Origin of the sequence: Bdellovibrio sp. (assembly GCF_047637665.1) — a bacterium.
Classification (GTDB): Bacteria; Bdellovibrionota; Bdellovibrionia; order Bdellovibrionales; family Bdellovibrionaceae; genus Bdellovibrio.
Genome location: NZ_JBLJBT010000018.1, coordinates 1 through 22,555 on the forward strand (window position 1 = coordinate 1; position 22,555 = coordinate 22,555).

23 protein-coding genes are annotated in these 22,555 nt (G+C 47.4%); 10 read left to right on the plus strand and 13 right to left on the minus strand.

Features of this window, described 5'->3' with window-relative positions; translation table 11 throughout:
• On the plus strand, positions 1-1,969 hold a 1,969-nt coding region (locus ACM64D_RS05130; RefSeq protein WP_415062114.1), incomplete at its 5' end, for a hypothetical protein.
• A gap of 73 nt (positions 1,970-2,042) precedes the next feature.
• Here ACM64D_RS05130 and ACM64D_RS05135 read toward each other — a convergent pair.
• Positions 2,043-2,594, minus strand: a complete 552-nt coding sequence (locus tag ACM64D_RS05135) for an adenylate kinase (protein WP_415062115.1) — start codon at positions 2,592-2,594, stop codon at positions 2,043-2,045.
• A 160-nt stretch (positions 2,595-2,754) separates the two neighbouring features.
• On the opposite strand from ACM64D_RS05135, the gene ACM64D_RS05140 reads away from it, so the two are divergent.
• Positions 2,755-3,207 carry an OsmC family protein gene (locus ACM64D_RS05140; RefSeq protein ID WP_415062116.1) on the plus strand — a complete coding sequence of 151 codons (453 nt, stop codon included), beginning with the start codon at positions 2,755-2,757 and terminating at the stop codon, positions 3,205-3,207.
• On the opposite strand, the gene ACM64D_RS05145 is transcribed toward ACM64D_RS05140, so the two are convergent.
• The gene (locus ACM64D_RS05145) at positions 3,204-4,778 is read right to left on the minus strand and encodes an FAD-dependent oxidoreductase (protein ID WP_415062117.1); all 1,575 of its coding nucleotides are present in this window, start codon (positions 4,776-4,778) and stop codon (positions 3,204-3,206) included. The genes ACM64D_RS05140 and ACM64D_RS05145 overlap by 4 nt on opposite strands.
• A gap of 235 nt (positions 4,779-5,013) precedes the next feature.
• Between ACM64D_RS05145 and ACM64D_RS05150 the strand changes: the two genes are divergently transcribed.
• The 4 genes from ACM64D_RS05150 to ACM64D_RS05165 all read left to right on the plus strand — a co-directional run bounded on the left by ACM64D_RS05150 (position 5,014) and on the right by ACM64D_RS05165 (position 8,469).
• Positions 5,014-6,126, plus strand: a complete 1,113-nt coding sequence (locus ACM64D_RS05150; RefSeq protein WP_415062118.1) for a diguanylate cyclase — start codon at positions 5,014-5,016, stop codon at positions 6,124-6,126.
• Positions 6,127-6,302: 176 nt separating this feature from the next.
• Complete coding sequence (locus ACM64D_RS05155) at positions 6,303-7,220, plus strand: S8 family peptidase (protein WP_415062119.1); 918 nt, start codon at positions 6,303-6,305, stop codon at positions 7,218-7,220.
• Between the two features lie 38 nt (positions 7,221-7,258).
• Positions 7,259-7,762: a thermonuclease family protein gene (locus ACM64D_RS05160; protein WP_415062120.1), complete on the plus strand. Its 504-nt coding sequence runs from the start codon at positions 7,259-7,261 to the stop codon at positions 7,760-7,762.
• Positions 7,763-7,809: 47 nt separating this feature from the next.
• Entirely contained in the window at positions 7,810-8,469 is a 660-nt protein-coding gene (locus ACM64D_RS05165; protein ID WP_415062121.1) for an HD domain-containing protein, read from the plus strand.
• A gap of 2 nt (positions 8,470-8,471) precedes the next feature.
• On the opposite strand, the gene ACM64D_RS05170 is transcribed toward ACM64D_RS05165, so the two are convergent.
• From ACM64D_RS05170 to ACM64D_RS05200, 7 genes are all read right to left on the minus strand, one after another.
• Positions 8,472-8,957, minus strand: coding sequence for a MarR family winged helix-turn-helix transcriptional regulator (locus tag ACM64D_RS05170; protein ID WP_415062122.1), 486 nt, complete (start codon positions 8,955-8,957; stop codon positions 8,472-8,474).
• Between the two features lie 77 nt (positions 8,958-9,034).
• On the minus strand, positions 9,035-9,715 hold the full coding sequence (locus ACM64D_RS05175; RefSeq protein WP_415062123.1) for an RluA family pseudouridine synthase: 681 nt from the start codon (positions 9,713-9,715) through the stop codon (positions 9,035-9,037).
• Entirely contained in the window at positions 9,712-10,302 is a 591-nt protein-coding gene (locus ACM64D_RS05180; RefSeq protein ID WP_415062124.1) for an RlmE family RNA methyltransferase, read from the minus strand. Before ACM64D_RS05180 ends, ACM64D_RS05175 begins: the two co-directional genes overlap by 4 nt.
• 68 nt (positions 10,303-10,370) lie before the next feature.
• A complete protein-coding gene (locus ACM64D_RS05185; RefSeq protein WP_415062125.1) occupies positions 10,371-11,633 on the minus strand; it encodes an MFS transporter in 1,263 nt (420 codons plus the stop codon).
• On the minus strand, positions 11,599-12,438 hold the full coding sequence (locus ACM64D_RS05190; RefSeq protein ID WP_415062126.1) for an ABC transporter permease: 840 nt from the start codon (positions 12,436-12,438) through the stop codon (positions 11,599-11,601). The genes ACM64D_RS05185 and ACM64D_RS05190 overlap by 35 nt, the downstream gene beginning before the upstream one ends.
• Entirely contained in the window at positions 12,438-13,262 is an 825-nt protein-coding gene (locus ACM64D_RS05195; RefSeq protein ID WP_415062127.1) for an ABC transporter permease, read from the minus strand. Before ACM64D_RS05195 ends, ACM64D_RS05190 begins: the two co-directional genes overlap by 1 nt.
• Positions 13,259-14,137, minus strand: coding sequence for an ABC transporter ATP-binding protein (locus ACM64D_RS05200; RefSeq protein WP_415062128.1), 879 nt, complete (start codon positions 14,135-14,137; stop codon positions 13,259-13,261). Before ACM64D_RS05200 ends, ACM64D_RS05195 begins: the two co-directional genes overlap by 4 nt.
• A gap of 29 nt (positions 14,138-14,166) precedes the next feature.
• On the opposite strand from ACM64D_RS05200, the gene ACM64D_RS05205 reads away from it, so the two are divergent.
• Positions 14,167-15,180, plus strand: a complete 1,014-nt coding sequence (locus ACM64D_RS05205) for an ABC transporter substrate-binding protein (RefSeq protein ID WP_415062129.1) — start codon at positions 14,167-14,169, stop codon at positions 15,178-15,180.
• A 3-nt stretch (positions 15,181-15,183) separates the two neighbouring features.
• Here the strand turns inward: ACM64D_RS05205 and ACM64D_RS05210 are convergent, their stop codons facing one another.
• The 3 genes from ACM64D_RS05210 to ACM64D_RS05220 form a co-directional block, all read right to left on the minus strand.
• On the minus strand, positions 15,184-15,447 hold the full coding sequence (locus ACM64D_RS05210) for a hypothetical protein (protein WP_415062130.1): 264 nt from the start codon (positions 15,445-15,447) through the stop codon (positions 15,184-15,186).
• Positions 15,448-15,596: 149 nt separating this feature from the next.
• On the minus strand, positions 15,597-16,388 hold the full coding sequence (locus tag ACM64D_RS05215) for an alpha/beta fold hydrolase (protein ID WP_415062131.1): 792 nt from the start codon (positions 16,386-16,388) through the stop codon (positions 15,597-15,599).
• Complete coding sequence (locus ACM64D_RS05220; protein ID WP_415062132.1) at positions 16,388-18,019, minus strand: ABC-F family ATP-binding cassette domain-containing protein; 1,632 nt, start codon at positions 18,017-18,019, stop codon at positions 16,388-16,390. The genes ACM64D_RS05215 and ACM64D_RS05220 overlap by 1 nt, the downstream gene beginning before the upstream one ends.
• 240 nt (positions 18,020-18,259) lie before the next feature.
• Here ACM64D_RS05220 and ACM64D_RS05225 point away from each other — a divergent pair, with 240 nt between their 5' ends.
• The 3 genes from ACM64D_RS05225 to ACM64D_RS05235 all read left to right on the plus strand — a co-directional run bounded on the left by ACM64D_RS05225 (position 18,260) and on the right by ACM64D_RS05235 (position 21,840).
• On the plus strand, positions 18,260-19,087 hold the full coding sequence (locus ACM64D_RS05225) for a hypothetical protein (RefSeq protein ID WP_415062133.1): 828 nt from the start codon (positions 18,260-18,262) through the stop codon (positions 19,085-19,087).
• 91 nt (positions 19,088-19,178) lie between these two features.
• The gene (locus ACM64D_RS05230; RefSeq protein WP_415062134.1) at positions 19,179-20,996 is read left to right on the plus strand and encodes a DEAD/DEAH box helicase; all 1,818 of its coding nucleotides are present in this window, start codon (positions 19,179-19,181) and stop codon (positions 20,994-20,996) included.
• A 277-nt stretch (positions 20,997-21,273) separates the two neighbouring features.
• Positions 21,274-21,840 (plus strand): hypothetical protein, encoded by a 567-nt coding sequence (locus tag ACM64D_RS05235; RefSeq protein ID WP_415062135.1) that lies wholly within the window; start codon positions 21,274-21,276, stop codon positions 21,838-21,840.
• Between the two features lie 33 nt (positions 21,841-21,873).
• On the opposite strand, the gene ACM64D_RS05240 is transcribed toward ACM64D_RS05235, so the two are convergent.
• Positions 21,874-22,524, minus strand: coding sequence for a cytochrome b/b6 domain-containing protein (locus ACM64D_RS05240; RefSeq protein WP_415062136.1), 651 nt, complete (start codon positions 22,522-22,524; stop codon positions 21,874-21,876).
• Between the last annotated feature and the right edge of the window lie 31 nt (positions 22,525-22,555).

A 22,555-nucleotide genomic window follows, 5' to 3' on the forward strand; every position in this document is an offset into this window, starting at 1 on the left:
CGGCGGCGATAACGGCGGCGGCGATAACGGCGGCGGCGATAACGGCGGCGGCGATAACGGCGGCGGCGATGACGGTGGCGACGACAATGGTGGCGGTGATGACGGCGGAGATGACAACGGCGGCGGTGACGACGGCGGCGGTGACGACGGCGGCGGAAGCGACGACGAAGAAACACCAACCGATACACCTGCTCAAAAAGAAGAAAAGAAGAAAAAGAAAGAACTTAAAGCTAAGCTCTTACCTGCCTTCTACTTGGATTTTGATTCAGGAAATAAAATCATCAATAAGACTTCTCACGACGCAAGCCGTTCTGACAGAAGCCTTGTAAAATATGACTACAACTCAGCACGTGATACTTTGGTTTACGGCGACTATCGTTCTGGATTCCAAGTAACATCTTATAAGCGCTTTGAAGCAGGTCTTGGTGCTAACGTATTGTTCTTCTATGAAAATGCGACAGGACTTTCTAAGATCCTTTGGGCAAGTGTTGGATTGATCCCATACTCTGGAAGAGAGTTTGTATCTACACGTTCTGCAAACAGCCTTGAAGACGCTTATGCAAAACCAGCTCTTTCAATCCCTCTTGAAGCAGCTTCATTGGCAAAATGGACGCCTGGTGACAACGTAACTTATGCGTCTAAAGGTGGAATCATCTTCTTTGCTGGACCTGGTGTTGGACCTGCGGCTTTGAGCACTTCCTACGTAGCAACTGGTATCTACCAAACTTACGTAGAAAAAGTTGATAACGACAACGTCATTGTTCGTTTGACTGATATCAAAGTTAAAACTTTGAATCTTCAAGCTGGCGCGACGCTTGTGGCAACTGGAACTTCTAAGTACAGAAGCGTTTCTAACTCATTCTCATACTTGATTAACTTCAAGGATGCTGTGGGTGCACGTGCTTACAACGATCTTGTAAGAGGAAATATCGCTCCTATCCAAAAGATGGTGGCGCAAAAATCTTCTCCTGCAGTTCAAAAATGGGATAAAGTGACTCGCCAACAAGTTGGTCGTTTGACTCAGTTCTCATTCGGTTTGCCAGTTGTATTGAATACATCTTGGTCTTCTGGAAAAATCTATGAGCTTTCCAAGACTCAGACATTCTTCGACAACACAAACACGACTGTAAACTATGGTATCTACCTAAAAGATCGTCGCAACCGTGTTCTTAACAAACACTCTTCTATGACTGAAGCCTTCTACGGTGGAGTTATGAAGATTAAAGCGATCGGCGCGAAATCATCTACTAAAGCTTACTTCGGTCAATACAGCTGGAGCGCTGAAGATGATAGCACTAGCCACTCTGACATCCGTACGGACGTTAATGAGTTGATCCAAAAAACAGGTCTTCAAAAAGAACTTGCTGTGAACATTCCAAGCCTTAAAAACTTGGGCTTCTCAAGCGTAGCTTTGAAAATGAACCTGAGCGAAGATATGACTTTCAGATTGATGAAGAGAGTCTTGACTCTTTCTGCTGACGAAATCGGCAAAAAGGCTCAAACTAAAGCTGATAAGTACTTCAGCAGCAATGCGGATCCTTTGAATCTTTGCGGTACAACTGCTAATAGCGAAAACTTCAGCAGCTGTGTGAACACTCAGACTTCATTGGCTCGTCAGGCTGGTAAGGGTATCTTCAAAGCTATGGCTTCTATGGAGTACCACTATAAGAACAACTACGATAAAGAATTTGCTTTGGCATACGCTGACTTCGGTAAAGCGGTATTGACAAGCCCATTCGTGTTCCAAACAGTTTTGGATATCGCCGGTGAAGGTCTTGAGTTGGAGTACATCGTGAACAACACGTATTTCTCTTCATACCACATCAAGTTGTCTACAACGGCTCAACCTGGCGTGTTTGCGAAAACTTTGGTTCCTTACTATGACTTCATTGCTTTGACTCCTGCTGCGTCTGGAAGCAAAGCTGGTGTTATCGTTGGACCTGGCGTAAACCCACAAGTGACTCCGTAATTGAAGACTCGCAAGAGATTCTCTCAATAGCAAAAAGCCCGATCTAGTGATCGGGCTTTTGTTTTTTAAAGATCTACTCAATTCCTTTTCTAAATACCCTGTCCCAGTCCGCTTTAGTTCTTATATAGACCATCTTAGAACGAAGCTTTTCACGTCCAAAGATTCGCAGAAGCTCCGGTCTCATTTGCTTATGAACTCGCCATAAGGTTTTATACAACTTAAGAGTATGCGACAGATTCCGCTCTTCACAACCTTCAGGAAGCTCCTGTCTGCGTGACCACAGATTTTTAATCTGACGTTTGGTACACCACCAGTAATGACGCCATAGGGGAAAGTCGATAAAGACAACACGATCCGCCAAAAGAAAACGCTTTTCGATGATATCTAAAGGACCGTAGCCATCGACAATCCAAGAATCTTGAGTCTGAACTTGATTGAGAATTGCAATAGACTCGGCGTGAGGTCTGATTTTCATACCTGCAACAAACTGAATGGCATCAACATGAGTCAGAGGCAAACGATGAATTTCGGCAAGTCTTCGACTGAGAGTGGTCTTCCCCCCGCCCGCGTTGCCGACGACGGCGATTCTCTTCACAGCATTTCCCTTGGTTTCTTGATCTGTCATGGATTGATTCTATCCATTTATGCAAGAAAACATAAACATTTATTCAACGGAGGACGCTAACAGTTGGAGTCTTGCTTAAAAGAAACTTTGTTTTTTAGCGAGCTCCTGTCCTTACAAATTCCTTTCGGCATACAATCTCCTTCTAAAAAAGGAGGCATTCATGCAAAGAAAAGGATCCGCCATTTGGCGCGGGAACATGCAAACCGGAAAAGGAGAGGTTTCCACAGAAAGTGGCGCGGTAAAAAATGTACCCTACTCATTCGCAACACGATTTCTAGAAACTCCTGGAACCAACCCTGAGGAACTCATCGCGGCGGCTCATGCCAGTTGTTTCACCATGGCCTTGTCGGGGGCGCTCGCAAAAAAGGGTTACATCGCCGACAGTCTAGAAACATCGGCGACCGTCACCATCGACAAAAAGGGAGATGGATTTGCTATCGAGTCTTCCAGATTGAAACTCAGAGCGCAGGTCCCCGATATCGACGCCAAAACATTTCAAACCATCGCCGAAGATGCCAAGGCCAACTGCCCTGTCTCTAAAGCGCTGAACATCCGAGTGAATCTTGATGTCGACTTCCACTCGCCCCTCCACAGCACACGGGCTTCGCACTAAGCGAAGCCCTCGCGGCTGCGACGCTCGTATTCGCGCACAATTTCATGCACTTTCTTTTCATCAAAATGAGCCCAGGCTTCTTCAACACGAAGACTTTCTTGATCTCGCCCCACTGTTAAAAACGCGGCAATTCTTTGATCTTCATAATAGGCCACGGCGAAGCTTTCATGCTCCATATCTCCCAGCACTTCCATGCGATCAAAACGATCCGAATACCCCACATACCCTAAGGTCAGATCATAGTGTTGGGTCCAAAAAAAAGGTACCTCTTGAAAACGCTTCTGATCTCCCATCATATTGAGAGCCGCAACTTGTCCCTGCCGCTCGGCCACCTCCCAGTGCTCGACGCGAATGGCCCGTTGACTGTGGGGATCGGGCCATCGGGCAATATCTCCGGCCGCAAAAATTCCAGGCACACTGGTTTCGAGATATTCATTTACGAGGATTCCATTTTCCACCCAACATCCCGCTTGCTCGGCCAACAAAGTGTTAGGACGAATTCCCGCCCCCACCACGACAAAGTCACAATCAATACTTTTCCCGTCATCTAAGAGCACACTGCGATCGCGTATCTCTTTGACCGTATGACCTAAATGGAAATGAACCCCATGATGTTCATGCAGCTTTTTGAGGTGACTTCCTACATGCACCCCGACCACTCTCATTAAAGGCATGTCCTCGGGCGCAACCACATGCACTTCCATATTTCTTAGTCTTAAAGAGGCCGCCGCCTCTAAACCAATAAATCCAGCTCCGACAATGACCACCCGCGAAGCCCAGGAAGTTCTTGCGATAATACGTCGACAATCCTGCAAAGTCCTAAGAAGATAGACATGCCCCTTATCAATACCGGGAATTTTTGGCTTGATCGGATCCCCACCGGTTGCTAGCAAGCAACGATCATAACGCAAGGTTTTTCCATTCGACAAAAAGACGCTGCAACGGTGAGCATCCACCTTTTCCGCAGTCACTCCCAACTCCAAAGAAATTTTATTTTCCCGGTAAAATTCCTCTGAATAAAGAGGGATCCATTCTTCTGGAGCATTGCCTGCCATAAAATCTTTAGAAAGATTAGGGCGATCATAAGGCAAAGCTTTATCCTCGGAGACAAGCGTGATGCTGCCTTGAAAACCATGACGTCGCAATGAGACCGCGGCCGAGGTGCCCGCAGCGCCCCCTCCGATAATGACGAAACGCTCTGAGGCCGTCCCTTCACGAGGCTCTACCACAGGCGCTTTTTTACCGGCAACAAAGACATACTGATCTTTCACTTCCGTATACCAAGCTGAAATCGGATTCAAGGCCGGAGCTTTCAAAGCTTCCCCCGTGCGCAAATCAAAACAAGCGTGATGCCATGGACAATGAACTGTTTCCCCCACAACAAGACCCTCGTGAAGAGGCCCCCCATAATGAGAGCACTTTGCTCCCACGGCGAAGTATTCGCCATCCTGGCGAACCAACAAGACGGGCTCTGCCCCCACATGGCCTAAAAGACTTTCCCCGTCTTTAAGTAAATTCTCGGAAACACCTTTAGAAAAATCGGGCCCACTCAACTTTGCACTGACTGCCATGGGAAATCTCCTTGATGAATTCATCATAATGACAACCCTAAAGTCCTGCAGGTCGTGTCAGAAAGTTATGCATAAAAACATCAATGCGTCCTTGAGTCCACAGACGAAAAGTAAACATTCTTGTCAATTGTCTCAAGATGATACGAGATCTTCTTTAAAAATATTTGAACTGCCTTCACCGACGACGACAGAATTCCGATGAGAAGATGTTAGATTGTTTATCCAGGAGGAACACTTGAAGCAGTGGATGAAAAAACTTGTTGAGCAGTTTGATATGGATTGGGGAACAACTTCCCAGGACAGCGCCAGAAGCAACGAGACTCCCTCTTTGACTGAAGATCGTGCGACTCTTTTGTACATTTTGGATATTTACAATAAACACCTTTTTGAAATCCAAAATCATTCCGTGCGAAAAGTTCGCGCGAAGCTGGATGCTTTTGCCAAAGAACTCGTGCAAAAAGATACTGAAGCCACCGAAAAGACTCTTTTCAGATTGCGCCAGTTTATTTCAAGCTACCGCATTGATGAGTACACCTTCGTTCAAAATACTTTTGATGATTTTAAACGTATTATCTGGGACTTTGCCGATCACCTTAGCGAAGAGGCCCAAGTTGAAGACGCTGCTCAAGGAGACATCAATCAAAGCCTTGAACAGTTGCGTGAAGCTGTTGAGTCCAACTCTATTGACGAACTGCGCGCCAAATCCCGGGAGTTCATCAACTTCTATCTTAAACATCAAAGTTCTAAGAACGAACGACGCTCTAAACGAATGGAGTCGATCAAAAAGAATCTCACCACCGTTAAAAAGCAGCTCATGGAAGCGAATCAGACCATGCGTCGGGATCACCTTACGGGGGCTCACAATCGACGCAGTTACGATGAACAAGTCCGCCGCTACCTGCAACTGCACGAAATCGACAAAGATCCTATGACTCTGATCTTGCTTGATATCGACTTCTTTAAAAAGATCAACGATGCTTATGGACACGATATCGGTGACTTTGTTCTGCAAGAATGTGTGCGCCTTCTACAAGAAAGCTTTTCCCGCGAAGAGGACTTTATCGCCCGCTTGGGAGGAGAAGAGTTCGCAGTGATTCTGCCTGGCTGCAATGTCGAGGCGGCAATTAAGATGGCCGAAGAGGCCATGCAACGCATTCGCAAAGAGGTCTTCGTTCACGAGAAGTTCGAGATTCGCTTTACGGTCTCTCTGGGGATCGCCGAAATCTCTCCCAACGAAGGAGCCGACAGTTGGTATAAACGCGCTGACGAGGCCCTGTACGAATCCAAACAAACGGGCCGGAACAAGTACACCCTGGCCAAGTCTTCTCAGATCAAACGCGTCGCCTAAGCCTGTGTCGAAAGTTTAGACACCCGTCAATAAATAGTTAGTGACCAGAAAAGCCTGAACATTCGTTCGGGCTTTTTTGATGTTTAGAATTTTCTGATCACTCGCAGTGATTTTCTGATTGAAAACGATTTTACCTAAGCGACGCATTGGCTTCGCCTTTGCTTTGTGTGTTTGTCATGAAGACACGCGCACTTTCCCTAAAAATATTATTCTTGGTTTTGACTCTGACCCTTTCAGTTTCCGCGTTAGCCGAGGAACCTCGCGATATCGTGGTGGCGATCATCGACACCGGCGTCGACATCAGTCACCCCCTGATTCGCAATCATCTTTGGGTGAACCCTCGTGAACAGAAAAATGCTTTTGATGATGATGGCAATGGATATGCCGATGACCTCCATGGATGGAATTTTGCTTCCAACAACAATGACCTTTCCGACAACCACGGCCACGGAACTCATGTGGCGGGAATTATTTTACAAAAGGCCCGCTCTCAAAGAGTCAAATTCATGATTCTTAAGTATTATGATCCTCTTAAATCGGGTGACGACAATCTTTTAAGCACCGTGAAGGCCATTCGCTACGCGATCAAAATGAAAGCCGATATCATTAACTATTCAGGTGGTGGCGACGAAAGAAGCCCGCTGGAAGAAGCCGCTATTCGTGATGCACAAAAACAGGGGATACTTTTTGTGGCCGCGGCCGGCAATGAGGGGCGCAATACCGATCGCGTCGGCTTCTATCCAGCGGGCTACCGTTTAAGCAATATTATTTCCGTCGCGGCTATGGATTCTCGCAAACGACTTCTGGCCAGCAGCAATTATGGATCTCAATCCGTGGATATCGTCGCGCCAGGAAAGAACGTCTTTTCGTCCCTTCCCGGAGGCAAATACGGTTTTATGACGGGCACCTCTCAAGCCACAGCTTGGGTGAGTGGCCTGGCGGCTTCTTTACTAACCCAGTCCGACAGATCGTGGACCCCTGAGACGATTAAGAAGTTTCTAGAGCAAAATGCCGTCAGGGATCGCCAACTGTCTAAGAAAATTCGGTCTCAAGCTCGTATTTCGAATCTCGCCGCAATGACTTTCAATCAATAGCATTGACCGCCCTGCTATTGGACACTTATCCTGAGGGAATGAATCCGCACCTTCGAATCTTCAGACTCATTCCCTTGCTGTTTCTTTGTTCTTTGGCTTGCTCCGACAGATCTCAAGCGCAAAATACGCCCCCGCAATGCCATCACGACGACACCACCTTTCGCTGCGTGAAGGTTTTGAAAAACTATGATGGTGACACCCTGACAGTAAATATTCCCGATGTTCCCGCGCTGATCGGAAAGAACATCTCGGTGCGTGTCTTGGGGATTGATACCCCCGAGATCAAAACCAAAGATCGCTGTGAAAAAGAAGCCGGCCGCATCGCCCGCAACCTGGTGGCCAGCACCCTGAAAAATGCCCAGAGTGTGGAACTACACAATATTCAGCGAGACAAATACTTCCGAATTCTTGCGGATGTCATGGTGGATGGACGTTCGCTTAAGGAGATCCTGCTAAAAAACAATCTGGCTTATTCTTATGATGGCGGCACCAAAAAGCACCCTGATTGGTGTAAAGTTCTGCGCCAACCCGCTGGTCGCTAACCTGATCAATTTGCCAGAACCCGAATAAGTGGATTAAGCTAAGGGCTATGGAAAAAACCAAAGAACCCCTCGCCTCTTCTGAAAAAAAATGGTTTGAGCTTTTTAGCAATAAAGCCCGAGTTCTTTATCCACACACGGATCCTGCGCACGACTATCTACACATTATGCGCGTTGTGAATACCGCCAGGAATCTTTGCCTCGCTGAACACGGCAACTGGGCCGTTGTGATGCCCGCTGCCTTTTTTCATGACTACATCAACGTCCCGAAAGGGGATCCCCGTCGGCCCTATGCTTCCCAACTCTCGGCCGAAGCCACGGTTGAATATTTGAAACATGTTGGATATCCCGAAGAGCACTACGAAGCCATCCGCCACGCAATCGAAGCCCACAGCTATAGCGCGAACATTCCCGCCGAAACCCTCGAGGCGAAGATCGTACAGGATGCTGACCGCTTGGATAGTTTAGGAGCCATTGGTATCGCGCGCTGTTTTGCCACCAGCTCTATGATGAGCCGCCCTTTTTATTCCGAGGAAGACCCCTGGGCTGAATCCCGCGATCTGGATGATAAGAACTTCGGCATTGATCACTTCTTTCAAAAGCTCTTTAAGCTTGTTGAACACCTCAATACCGAGACTGCAAAAAAAGAAGGCGAGCATCGCATCGCCTTCATCAAAACTTATTTGGATCAAATTAAAAGAGAAATCTAAAGCTATTTTTCGTCAAACATCGAAGCCACAGGGCTATCGACAATTCCAGATCCAGTGACAAATTCTTTCATCAAGGATGCAAGCATAGCTGATTTTTCGGGAGTCATCTTTTGAAGAGTATCAATCATCTGTTCTTGGATCGTGCGGGGGATTTCTTTAAGTTTGCCTTCACCTTGAGGAGTCACAGATACGACTACGCGGCGGGAATCTTGAGGGTCCGTCGTGCGGCGAACCAACCCTTGCTCTTCAAGCTTTTTAACAACCACCGACACAGAGCTTTGATGAGTGGTGGTTCTTGCTGCCAGGTCGTTGATGGAAAGACCGGGCTCTTGGTAAACCTTTTTTAAAACGAAGATCTGAGCGGCGCTCAATCCCAATTCTTTTTCAAAGTGACTTGAAGAAACTCGGAGAGCCTTGAAGATGTAGCGAATGCAGTCCATGACTTCACTGACTTCCGAACGATACTCTGTAGCGGATTGTTTATTCATATTTTTATTAAGGACGATAGATTAAAAACATGCAACTCAATTTTTATATGTATATTCATATATGACGTTTTGCAGAGCTAGATTGAGGAAATCTCAAGCTCGGCGGGCAACCCTAGTGTCATTGCTCCAGGAGCCTGAGAGAAGTCGATTTTATAGGCGCGAAGGGCAATCCGATGCTCTCCCCACTCCACAGAAGATCCGTAGAGCTTGTCTCCGACAATGGGAAACCCATGGCGACTGAGGTCGAATCTCAACTGATGAGAACGTCCTGTGACAGGCTGCACATCCCACATACGATACCCTTGAGAATCAACACCCAAATACTTCGCCAAGGTTCGACTTGGTTTTCCTTGAGGGCTTTCGTAGGCCCTTCTTTTTCCTCTTAAGATACGTGAGTTCCACTCAAATTCACAAACCTCCTGCAGAGCGATCTGAATTCGAGGGTTCGCAATGTTTGCGGGAATGTGCGAGTAGTCTTGCCCCGTCGTGAGGGCGCGATAAGTCTTTGTGACCTGCTTATTCTCAAACCAAGCATTCGCCTTACGGTGAGCCTCTGCATTCTTCGCATACATCACCAGGCCTGAGACCTCATAATCCAAACGATGGACCGGATAGATCTGCATTTTGAGAACCCTCTGCAGCTCTGTCCCTAAACATGAGCGAGCATCGTCTTCTTCAAAACGACTGGGGGTCGAAAGAACTCCACTTTGTTTATCGCAGATAACGAAGTTGGCATTTTCAAAAACAATCTGAATCATTTTTTACTGAGACCTACTAAGAAAATCTCTTTTGAAATCTTACGTGTCGAATCCGGCTTCACGGCTTCGAATTTTTGGAAAGATTTTTTTATCTCGTCGCGCAACTTTGTGAAATCGTCGCTATGAAAAAGTTTGCAAACAAAGTGACCGTCTTTTTTCAAAAAGCGGCGCGCGACATCCAACGCCAGTTCACACAGTTCCATTGAACGAGCTTGATCTGTCATGCGAATCCCCGTCGTCTTCGGAGCCATATCAGAAAGAACCAAATCAAAGGGCGGCTCAAAACCATGCTCTTTAAAGATCTCTTCCAGATTCAAGTCACGAAGATCTGCCTGGATAAAAACGGCGTTCTTCATCTTGACCGTGACCGGACTGAGATCCACACCCAGAACACGTCCTTTTTCTCCCACTTTTTGAGAAGCATATTGGGACCACGACCCGGGAGACGCCCCCAGATCCAAAACCGTCTGGCCCGGCTTAAAAAGTTTGTATTTCTTGTCGATCTCTTCCAGCTTAAAAACTGAGCGCGCGGCGAAGTTTTCTTGTTTAGCTTTTCTGAAGTAGTGATCCCGAGGATTGTAAGTCATATCGGTGATTTATGTCGCTTTCCCCGGGCAAAGTCCAATAGAAATTTTTTGATGGAAAAGATTCCTGCTTAGGCGTGATTTGCGGGCTCTTTTACGAGAGCCAAAAGCCCCCCGCCGATTACAAATAGCACCAACAAACCAATCATTCCCAAGCGAGAGTTCCCAGTCACAAGAACACCCAAGGCCACCACCAAAGGGCCCAAAATCGAGGCAAAACGCCCGACCAGATTAAAGAGCCCAAAGTACTCGCCGCTTTCTTCCTTGCGAATCATGCGACCGAACATCGAGCGACTGAGGGACTGCACTCCGCCTTGCACCATCCCGATCACCGTCGCCAGAATATAGAAGTGCCATGCCGTTGCCATAAAGGTCGCCGCAACCACAGTGATTCCATAAATGACGATACAAATAAGAATCGGCATTTTCGTTCCCCATCTTCGCGTTAAAGTTCCAAAATAATAAGCGCAAGGGAAGCCGATAAACTGCGTAATCAGAAGGGCGGCGATCAGATCCTTGGCCTCAAAGCCGATCGAGATCCCATAATCAACCGCCATCGTCATGACAGTGTAAACTCCATCGATGTAAAGCCAATAAGCGACCATAAAAATCAAAAGATTGCGCTCTTTCATCAACGACGCCAGAGTTCGCTTCAACGTGTGCAAACTTTTTTGGGTCAGCTGCCAAATATTATGCGGGGAGGCCTCCACTGGAGGTTCGGGAACATTCTTTGCCAAGGGTAAAGAAAAGACCAGCCACCAAACAGCGACCATCACAAAAGAGATTTTGATAGCCGTCACGCCGTCAGAAATACCGAAGGTCGCCGGAAAGAGATACATTAAGACGTTGATAAGAAAAAGGACACCCCCACCCAGATAACCTAACGAATACCCCAACGAGGAGGCATAATCCATCCAACGGCCTTCAGCCACATAGGGTAGCAACGAATCATAGAACACACTGGCAGCGTTAAAGGCCATCATGGCAATTCCATAAGCCAACATCGCACTGGTCCAATCCCCGCCAGGAATAAAACCCATCCAAGCGCAAGACAGAACCCCCACCAAAGTGAACATCAAGCAAAAAAGCTTTTTAAAACCTTTGAGGTCGGCAATCACACCCAATGTCGGACTAAGTAGGGCAATCAAAAGACTTGAAACGGAAATGACTGTTCCCAGGCGCGCTGTTGTAATGACAGCATCCGTCCCCTGACTCCAATACTGCTTGAAAAAAATCGGAAAGAAACCAGCCATGACGGTCGTCGAATAAGCGCTATTAGCCCAGTCGTAAAAGGCCCAGCTAAAAATCTTCTTCTTTTGCGTTGGTTCCATCATTCCCCCGAGCTCCCTCAAAGAGAACACGGAACGCCGAGGAACGGAAGAAGAAAATCGAAACCAAAAGGGTCAATAAGAACATCATCGTCGAGAGCGCATTCAACTTAGGACTGACCCCCATTTTCATCGCCGCATAGAGCTTCACCGGCAACGTATCCTGCCCCACACCATTGACGAAATAGGTGATGAGAAAGTCATCAAAGGACAATAGAAAGCTCATAATGAAGCCACCTAAAATGGCGGGACTCAGCAATGGCAGCAGCACCGTTTTATAAACTTGCCACTCACTCGCACCCAAATCACGAGCTGCATCCTCTAAAGAGGCCTCCAAAGTCGCCAAACGCGCGCTCACGGTCATCATGACGTAAGAAATAGAAAAACTCACATGAGCCATCACCACCGTCGCCAATCCCAACTCGAACTTAAGCAAAAAGAACCAGGACAGCAGTGACAACGCAAAAACGATTTCAGGAAATATCAAAGAAGCCACCGATAAGGCATCAAGAGTCTTCACCCAAGCCCCGCGGTTTTTATAAAGCCCCAACGCCCCCAGGGTGCCCAGCACCGTCGCAATGCTCGCTGAACAGATGGCAACCACGACGCTATTAAAAAGAGCTCCCATCCAAGCCTCATCTCCTAACACTTCACGAAACCAGTGAAAGGAAAGTTGCAAACCCGTTCCCTCATTCCAAAGAAGGCTGCCTCCCATCATGACCGCGATGGGAAGGTATAAAAAGACGAGCGTACACCAAAGAACCACTTTGGCTGTTTTGGGAGCTGCAGGGCGCGATCTTTCTTGTTTCATCAAGACGTCCGCTTTCTTTTTTGGACAGCAAACACCACCAAAAGTAAAATCACCATCATCACAACCGACAACGCTGATCCAAAGGGCCAATCCCGCGATTTTAAAAATTGTTCGGTAATCAGGTTTCCATACAGCATGGTTTTAGCTCCCCCCAAAAGATCGGGAATCAGGAACTCTCCCAATGAAGGAATAAAGACCAGCAAGGACCCGGCCCACAGAGCTTTTTTTAGATTGGGCAAAATGACGGAAAACAAAATTCTCCAACTTCCCGCCCCTAAATCCTGAGCCGCTTCAACCAGATTAAAATCAAATTTCTCAAAGGCGCCATAAAGGGGCAACACCATGAAAGGAAGATAAGTCGTCACCATGCCATAAAGAACCAAAAACTTATTTTGGGTCCACGCGAATGAATCAAAAGACACGCCCATCATCTGCAGCGCCCCTTGTAAAGGCCCCTCCGCACCGACAAAAACACGGATGGCATAGATACGAATCACCAGATTTGTTAAAAACGGAAGCACGATCGCCATCACGTAGATAGGACGCATAGACCCGCTCGCCGTCGCCATCTCCCAAGAAATTAAAACTCCCAATATCAGACAAAGCCCGGTCGTCAAAGTCGCAAGCTTCAAACTTTCCCAAAGGACCCCTGCGTAAGCCCCCGAAAATGTTCTGCCATAATTTTGCAACGTCCAAGACCACTCGATCCCCCCATAAGTCCCCCGCGTTGCCAAACTCACCACCATCACAATCAAAAATGGCGCAAAGATAAAAACAAGGAACCACAAGAAGGTCGGAAGAAGGATATAATCGCGGAGCTTCATTTGCCGCGCTCTCCAAAGGCTATGGCTTTACGTACGTAGGCCTCAAGACTCATGCCCACGCGAATTTGATCTGCCGGGAGGTTGACCTTACCCGTGATCAAACTGCCATCGCCCAGGCGAATGGTGGCAAGATCTTGACTGATCTCCACAAGTTCGCCACGCAAACAACTGGTGGCTTCAATAAATTGAGAAGAAAAAATAGTTCCGGGAGATTCAAAGATCTCGCGAGGGGAACTCACCTGCTCTAAAACCCCCTGGTTCATAATGCCGATGCGATCAGAAAGTGCCAACGCCTCTTCCTGATCATGAGTCACACAAATAAATGTCAGCCCCAGCTTTCTCTGTAATGCGCGCAGCTCTTTCTGCATATGTTCTCTCATCCTTTGGTCTAAGGCTGAAAGCGGCTCATCGAGCAATAGGACCTGAGGCTCATTCACCAAAGCCCTGGCCACGGCCACCCGTTGGGACTGGCCCCCAGATAAAGTTTCTGGTTTGCGATCTTTGAATTCAGACATATCCACTAAAGCCAAAACCTCCATGACCTTGGCTTCGATCTGATCTTGAGAAAAAGACTTCAGCTTCAAACCATAGGCGATGTTCTGAGCGACAGTGAGATGGGGAAAAAGAGCATATTTTTGAAAAACCATATTAAAGGGGCGCTTCTGGGCCGGCAAATGGTCCACACGCTTTCCGTTCAACAAGATCTGCCCTGAACTCGCGCCTTCAAGGCCGGCAATAATACGCAAGAGCGTCGTCTTACCGCAACCGCTTGGCCCTAAAAGAGAGAAAAACTCTCCCTCGCCGATGGAAAGATTGATTCCCTTCAAGGCCGTTTGACTGGAAAAACTTTTACCTATATTCAGAAGCTCTAGCATGATTGGTACAATAAAAAGGATTTAAAAAAATGTCGAGAATATTGATCTGGAGTCTGTTTCTTTGTGGTCTTCTTGCCTCTTGCACTGAAAAGAAAACTGCCACCACGGAAAGCAAAGAGGTCAATCTGGCCATCTGGGGCAACTATCTTTCCGAGGAAATGCAGTCCCAGTTTGAAAAAGAAACCGGCATTAAGATCCATATTTCCAACTATTCCTCGAATGAGGAGCTTTTGGCCAAAGCCCAAATGGGTTCTTCGGGAATAGATGTGGCCGTGCCTTCGGACTATATGGTCGATATCATGACGAAGATGAATCTTTTGGAACCTCTGCAGACGACACTGATCCCTAATAAAGATGGCATCGCCGAACGCTTCCTGCGGCAAGATTTTGACCCTGAAAATAAATACTCTCTCCCCTACACCTGGACAACGGTGGGAATCGCCATCAATCGCGATCTTTACAAGGGCCCCTTGAAAAGCTGGAAGGATCTTTTCAACCACGAAGAGCTCAAAGGCAAAATCGCCCTTCTTGACGATGTCCGGGAAACCATGGGGGCCGCCCTGTTACTTCATGGCTTCAGCGTGAACTCGATTCAACCCGAGGAAGTCAAAAAAGCCAAAGAAACCCTGTTAGCCGCAAAAAAGAATATCAAAATGTTTTCTTCCGACACCGTCGACATTCTTAGCAACAAAGAGGTCATCGCGGCTCAAGCCTATTCGTCCGACGCTCAACAGGCTGCTACGAAAACTTCGGGGAAAATTGAATTTATCACCCCCAGCGAAGGAGCCACGATCGCTATCGACAATCTGGTTATTTTAAAGGGAGCCCAGAACTCACGGGCGGCTCATAAGCTGATCAATTTTCTTTTGAGTAAAGCGGCTGACAAAAGCAAGGTCACCGTCATTAAAAGCGGGCCGATTTTGAAGGAGCATCTAAGCCTACTGCCGTCTGCTGACGCTTTAAAAAAACTTGTTCGCATCCGCGATCTGGGAAAAGACAATCGCCTTTATGAAGAGGCCTGGCTTGAAATAAAAACTAAATAGCCTCTAAATTCTGGTCGACTCCACAACCGGAGATTCCTCTTCCACTTGCCGTTCCAGGGCTGGCCTTTGTTCCGTCTTAAACTCGGTATACAAACAAACAGCCCCAATCAAGGTGAAGAAGACCCCCGCAGTAAGATAAAGAACAATGCTTCGCCGATCTTGTTTGAAGATATAGAAACAAAGACCTATCAGGATAAGTATGGGTCCAACGACCGCCATGGATGCGAGGACTTGCTTGAGCGCAAAGACCCCTAACTCAGAATACATAACCACCACCTACGTTCAATATTTGGTTATTGTCTACTGAACTCTTCGGATGGACGCGCAAGAAGCATTAACAAAAAGAGGCCTTTCCCGAGGCGAGAAAACAAGATTTAATGTTGATAGATCAATTTGGGAATTTCCCTTTGAAGTCCCTAGAAACGCGCGATGAAGGCATCTGGATTTGAGACAAGAGTCAAATGATTGCACTTCTCAACGATCTCCACCGTCACTCCGATGGAACTAAAAAGCTCAAGATGTCGCGAGGCTTTGGCCACCTCGTCCTGAGCACCCGTAAACACTTTGACTGGCGGTTTTAAGCGATGAAGACGTTCGATCACATCCTCTGGAGGGGTCACGGCCTGAAGGTACTGAGAGCTGTAATGGAGCTTTTCTTGCCCCGTCTGAAAAACCTCGGGCATTTGAACACGAAACCCATCTTCATCGGGCACAATCCACCCGCCATAACTCTCCTGAAAGGCGTTAAGACTTGGGGGAAGATACGGCGCCAAGGCGACAAACTTTGCAAACTGAGAACGTAAATCAGAGACCGCCACACGAAGAGCGAATCCCCCACCCAAAGAGTGACCGGCGAGGGTGACTCGTGAAATCGATCTTTGCATTTTTAGATGAATCAAAAGTTCTTCGAGATCAATTTCAAGCTGGGAAGACGAGATTGAATCAGACAAGGAACGACTGACGCCGTGACAGCGAAAATCAGGAGTCACTACCATTCCCATACCAGAGGACGCCAACAAAGACGCTAAGACACACATGTATCGACTGTCACCGCCCACTCCATGATAGAGGACAATCAAATCCTCAGACCAGGCCGGATAAAAGCGATAGGACAACGAATCCCCTTGGCGCGTGCGAAAAGATTCCTGAGGGGCTAACTTCCCCAAAGGAATCTTAAAGCTTCTCAAGTCCAAGGTTTTTCCGTTCATCAGCCCAACTGCTCTTGATGCTTTTTATGCTGATAGTATTCGTAATCCCCCTCGTAAATACGAAGTTGATTTTTGTCGACCTCAAACACTCGTGTCGTCACCTCACGCAAGAAGTGACGATCATGGCTGACGATCATGACCGTGCCCGGGAAATTTTTGATCGCCTCTAAAAGAACCTCACGGGACTTGATGTCCAAGTGATTCGTAGGCTCATCGAGAATCAAAAGGTTTACAGGTTGTGCCAAGATCGTGGCTAAGACGACTCGAGATTTTTCACCACCGGAAAGAATCGAGATTTTCTTCTCTGCCTCTTCTCCAGAAAACTTGAAGGCGCCAAGCAAACTTCTTACAAACCCCATACCCGCATTAGGAATACGTGAATGAACTTCGTCTAAAATCGTCGCTTTAGGATCCAGAACATCCAAAGAGTTTTGACTGAAGTAACCTAAATTGATGGACGCCCCCAGTGTGACCTTTCCATCCGAAGGGTCCGCATGTCCCGCGATGATTTTTAACAGCGTGGATTTTCCAGCGCCGTTAACGCCGACCACGGCAATGCGATCCATGCGTTTCACCAAAGCATTGGCTCCAGAAAAAACTAATTTCGCCTGCCCGTCATCGCGACTCCAAACTTTACTAAGGCTTTCAAATTTGACCACCTCATCCCCCCCTCGCGGCGGAACGGGCCATTCAAATTTTATTTCGTCTTCTTCAGGAGGAACTTCAATACGATCAATTTTTTCCAACTTCTTCACGCGGGACTGCACTTGCGCCGCATGGGAAGCCCGAGCAGCAAAGCGTGCGATAAATTCTTCTTCTTTCGCCAGCATGTCTTCTTGACGTTTCGCCGCGGCAATCAACTGTTCTTTGCGAATGTCTCTTTCGCGCTCATAAAAGTCATAGTTTCCGCCATAGACTGTGATTGTCTTATTTGCGATTTCGACAATTTTAGAAACCAAACGATTCAGGAAGTCACGATCATGGCTTGTCATGAGGATGGCACCTTTAAAGTTCACCAACCACTCTTCAAGCCAGATGATAGATTCCACATCCAAGTGATTCGTCGGCTCGTCCATCAACAAAACTTCGGGATTCAATGCCAAAATTTTGGCCAGGGCAATACGCATCTTCCAACCGCCCGAAAAACTTTCCGTCGGACGATGATAGTCGTCGGGTCCAATTCCCAGACCCGTCAAGATCTCTGCCGCTCGCGACTCCAAATCATAGCCACCCAGGCGTTCAAACTCAGCTTGGAGTTCGCCATACTCTTCAAGAATCTTGGTCATGTCGTCGGCATCAAGATCTGGATCCGCCAACTTTGCTTCACATTCTTGCATGCGACTTTGCATTTCAGTGATGTTACCCACCGCTGATTTTACCTCTTCAAGAGCCGAACGCCCTTTCATTTCCTCGATGTTCTGCGAGAAATATCCAATTACAGTGCGATCGGATTTAGAGATAGTTCCACCATCGATACCTTCTTCGCCTGTGATAACACGAAAGATCGTCGTTTTGCCGGCTCCGTTAGGACCCACCAAACCGATTTTTTCACCGGCGTTAATTTGAAAAGAACCGTTGCGGTAAAGAATCTTATTACCGTGCTGCTTTGAAATATTCGATAAATGAATCATGTTTTCCCTAAACTCGAATTGAATAAATACCCGTTTTATATAGCTCGAAACTTCCCAACATGCCCGCAAAATTTTAAAATATTTTGCCTAGTTTTTTAGCACCCTTTGCAGTGTACACAAAAAAGGGGATTTTCGCGATTTTCCTCTCGCAAAAGATCCAGAAATATCAAGTACTTCGCGAAAGCTGGAATCCTCTCATATGGTCCCCTCGTTGCTTTGTTACCCTAGCGGGGGTAACAAATGACCACAACACCAAACCACAAGCTTATTAAAAACAATATATTCGCAGCGACGGTCGCTTTGCTTTTAGTCCTGTCGACAGGATGTGCGAAATCAGGGCAATTCCCTGCCGCCAGTACAGGGGACTCGAACCAAAGTTCAGGAGTTACGACCCCTGGCACAGACGATGGAACAGACAACAACACCGACAGCGGAAACACGGGAGGCACCACGCCCCCAACGACAGAACCGCCGACAACCCCAGAACCTTCTTACAAAATGGCACCTCTGGCTTGGGAAAGCACAAAATATCCTGAGCGCACCTCGTGGTCTCAACACTTGCAAAAAATTATCTTGGAAGACTGGAATAGTCTGTTGCCGGGAGCCAACGACATCACCAACTTCTGCCCTCGCTATAACTCGTTAGACAATAACGAGCGAGCCAACGTATGGGCCCAGCTCTTTGTCGCTATCGCGAAATATGAGAGCGCCTACAGTCCCACTTCGCGGATGCACGAGACCACCATGGGTACAGACCCCGTGACTCGACAGCCTGTGTATTCTGAGGGACTCTTGCAGCTATCTTATCAAGACATCCAGTGGGCTCCGTGGTGTAAGTTTGATTGGTCCAAAGACAAGAGCCTCTCTGCGACGGACCCTAAAAAAACCATTCTCGATCCCTATTTGAATCTGGATTGTGGTGTTGGTATCATGGCGAAACAAATCAAAAACAAAGGCTCTATTGTCGTTAGTTCCGGGGTTTATTGGGCAGTGATCAAATCTGGTGGTCGCTATCAACAAATCAGCAGTATCCAATCTATCGTCAAATCACTCTCTTTGTGCAAATAGTACACTGTACCTAAAAAGGGAAAAAATAGCGAGCTTTTGGGCCTGAGATCGTTTATCTTGGGCCCTTCTAATATCTGAAAGGTCCCTCTTAATGACTCCATTGACAACAGTCGATAATTTCGAAAGCTTCGGTCTCAGCGCGCCCGTTATGGCGGCTATGCAGGACATGGGCTTTACGACGCCTACTCCTATTCAACGCCAAGCTTTGCCTCTTTTGCTCGCCGGAGCTCAAGACTTCATCGGTCTTGCCTCCACCGGTACGGGCAAAACCGCTGCTTTCGGTATCCCTCTTATCGAGAACATTGATGGCACCCTCAAAGACACCCAAGCTCTTGTGATGAGTCCGACTCGTGAGTTGGCTCTGCAAGTGGCAGAACAACTGACCCTTCTTGGTAAGAAAAAAGGGGTTCGCGTTGTGACTATCTACGGAGGCGCCAGCTACCGTACACAAATGGATGGCATCAAACGAGGCGCTCATATCGTCGTAGCGACTCCCGGCCGTCTGGTTGACTTCCTGGAACAGAAAATCATCAAACTTCAAAAAGTAAAAACCGTGGTCCTTGATGAGGCCGACGAAATGCTTTCCATGGGCTTCAAAGAAGACATGGAAACGATTTTGAAAGCGACTCAACCTGAAGACTCGGACTCTCAACGTGCGGCTTGCCGTACCTGGTTGTTTTCCGCAACGATGAGTTCTGAAGTTCGTCGTTTGGCTGACACCTATCTTGAAAAACCAGAAACTGTTCAAGTGAATAAAGTTGGTGCTGCGGATACCATTGAACAGGTTTATTACACGGTCAAAAATTCCTATAAAACGGAAGTGATTGGTCGTTTGTTGCAAACTCTTCCCGAATTCTACGGCATTATCTTCTGCCAAACAAAAATGGAAGTGGCAGAGCTTGCAGACGTTCTGACTCAACGTGGATTCCCCGCCGACTCTTTGCATGGCGATAAGAGCCAGCAAGAGCGCGAGGCGACATTGAAGAAATTCAAACAGCGCCATGTGAAAGTGATCGTGGCAACAGACGTGGCTGCGCGTGGTTTGGATATCAAAGATCTTACTCATGTGATCAATCACTCTCTTCCTTGGGATGCTGAATCTTATGTTCACCGTATCGGCCGTACGGGTCGTAACGGTCAAAAGGGTGTGGCCATCACTTTAGTCAACCCAGAGCAATTGAACCTTCTTCGTCGTGTGATGATCACCACCAAAGCGGTATTAACCAAAGGTGTGGTTCCTTCGGCAGATGAAGTTGCTGGTCTAAAAATTAAAGACGTTTTAGACCGTGTTGGAACTATGGATGCAGAAGCCCCTGAGTTGCAACTAGCCGGTGATCTTATTCAAGATCTTATCCAAGCAGGCGACATCGATTTCAAAGAGCTTTCAAAAGAAGATCTTCTGGCTCGCTTTATCGTGGCTTACTTCCCGAACGTGTTCGTGAAGAAAGACATGATGCTTGATTACATGGGCGATCGTATCCCTCGTGAACTTTTACCTCGTGATCCTCGTGAAAATCGTTTCACACGGGGCCGTGACGACGGGGGCCCCCGTAGATCTTCTGGTGGTGGCCGTGGTGGCGATCGCGGTGGATATCGTGCGAGAAATTCAGATCGCTCTGAACGCCCTGAAAGATCTGAGCGTTCCTATGATCGTCCTGCTCGTTTTGATCGTGGTGGGGATCGCCCTACCGCCGAACGCAGTGAACGTCCCGCCCGCTTTGACAGAGGCGGAGATCGCCCTGCCGAGCGCAGCGAACAACGTCCTGCCCGCTTTGATCGTGGTGGCGGCGGTGACCGTCCTGAACGCTCAGAGCGCTCTGAGCGCAGCGAAAGATCCGAGCGTGGAGAACGCCGTGATCATAGCGGAATTAAGCGTTTTCGTGGTCCCAAGAGACCCTATCGCGATTAGCAGATCACCGCATTTTTTGTCATAAAATTGTAAGAAATTGAATAATGGGAAGGCCAAGCCTTCCCATTTTCTTTAAGAGGTCGGCATCATGATTGCTTTGTGAGCACGCATGGAGATGTCGATGACAAAATTTCTATTTACCTTAGTCTTATTCATATCTTGCAATTCCATAGCAAAACCCTATAGCGCCCTCCAAAATGAGAGCCGTCTTCAGGGGGCCGCCCCCTGCTCTACCTGTGCACTCCCTGCTGAGCGAAGCCTGGAACAGATCCGCGACATGCAAAATATCTTAACGATGGATGCCAGTGCCGAGAACATTTTCGACATTAATGAAGTCATGAACTTCGCAGACAAATGTGAGCCCTTTGCTGGTGAACAAGATCTCGGAAAATGGGGATTCATCATCGTGAATCAAATGCATCGCGAACGTTATGAAGAACTTTATAAAGGAAGTCCTGACCTTCTTCGCGTCTGTCCTAATTACAACGGTCTGAACGACGACGGCAAAGAGCTGGTATGGGTGATGATCTTAAATGCCATGGCTCACCTTGAAAGTTCTTGCGACAAGACTTCAAAGGCAAAAGGTCCTAATGGATCACTCGTCGGACTTCTGCAACTGCATAGAGGTCGAGAAAATGCTTATGCGGAAGGATGCCGCGTTGGAGATGGCAATACTCCGACGGGGACCTTTCGCTGCGCTCTTTCTATGATCAATGGACAACTTGAAAGAGATGATGCTCTTTTTAGCAGAAAATCTTATTGGGATGTTTTACGCCCTCAGGCCCGCTCTCAAAAATACCTCAAAGTACAAGCTGCCATTAAGAAGCTCTCTATCTGCAAGTAGGACAAAAAAGGGAGACTTGAGGTCTCCCTTTTTTTATTTGTTCTTAGGATCGCCCCCATGAACCATCTCCGAGATAAGACCAGGATCCTTGGTGTTCTCTGCCGCAACAACTCCCACAAGGTGACCGCCGACAAAAACCACAAAGAACCACATCATCAACTCGTGAATCTCTTTCACGGATCCGACCAGATCCTTGGCGAGCCCCAACTCCGTTTTGAAATTCAACATAAAGCCCGTTACTACCATCAACGCCGTCGCCAGATAAAATACTGCGTATCCCGTTCTGACCAACGTATAATGAACAGCCTCGCGCTTTTCTGAGGGGGGCACTTCTTTTAGCGCCAAGGCACTTTTAAGGGCGTGAACCCCAGGGCATCTCTTTTCAACAAAGAGAGCCACGAGAATACGTCCCACCAACAGAGCCCCCAAAGCAAACCCCAAATAAATATGCCAATCCCACATAGGATTACGGATACTGACCGCAATATCTTTCGCCAGATCCGGGGTGATCACCGTGCCCGCTTCTTTCAACTTCGTTTCAATCAGTGCAGAGTTCGTACGCCAGCTCAAAAAAGTTTTTCTTAGCAAGACCGTCCCCAGCAATCCCAAGATTGCAAGAGCATTGAGCCAATGCCAAAAACGAAGACTTAAAGGTTGGTATTTTCGGAAGCTGAATTTCGCCATAAAAACTCCTCTACAATTAAGAATAGTTTAC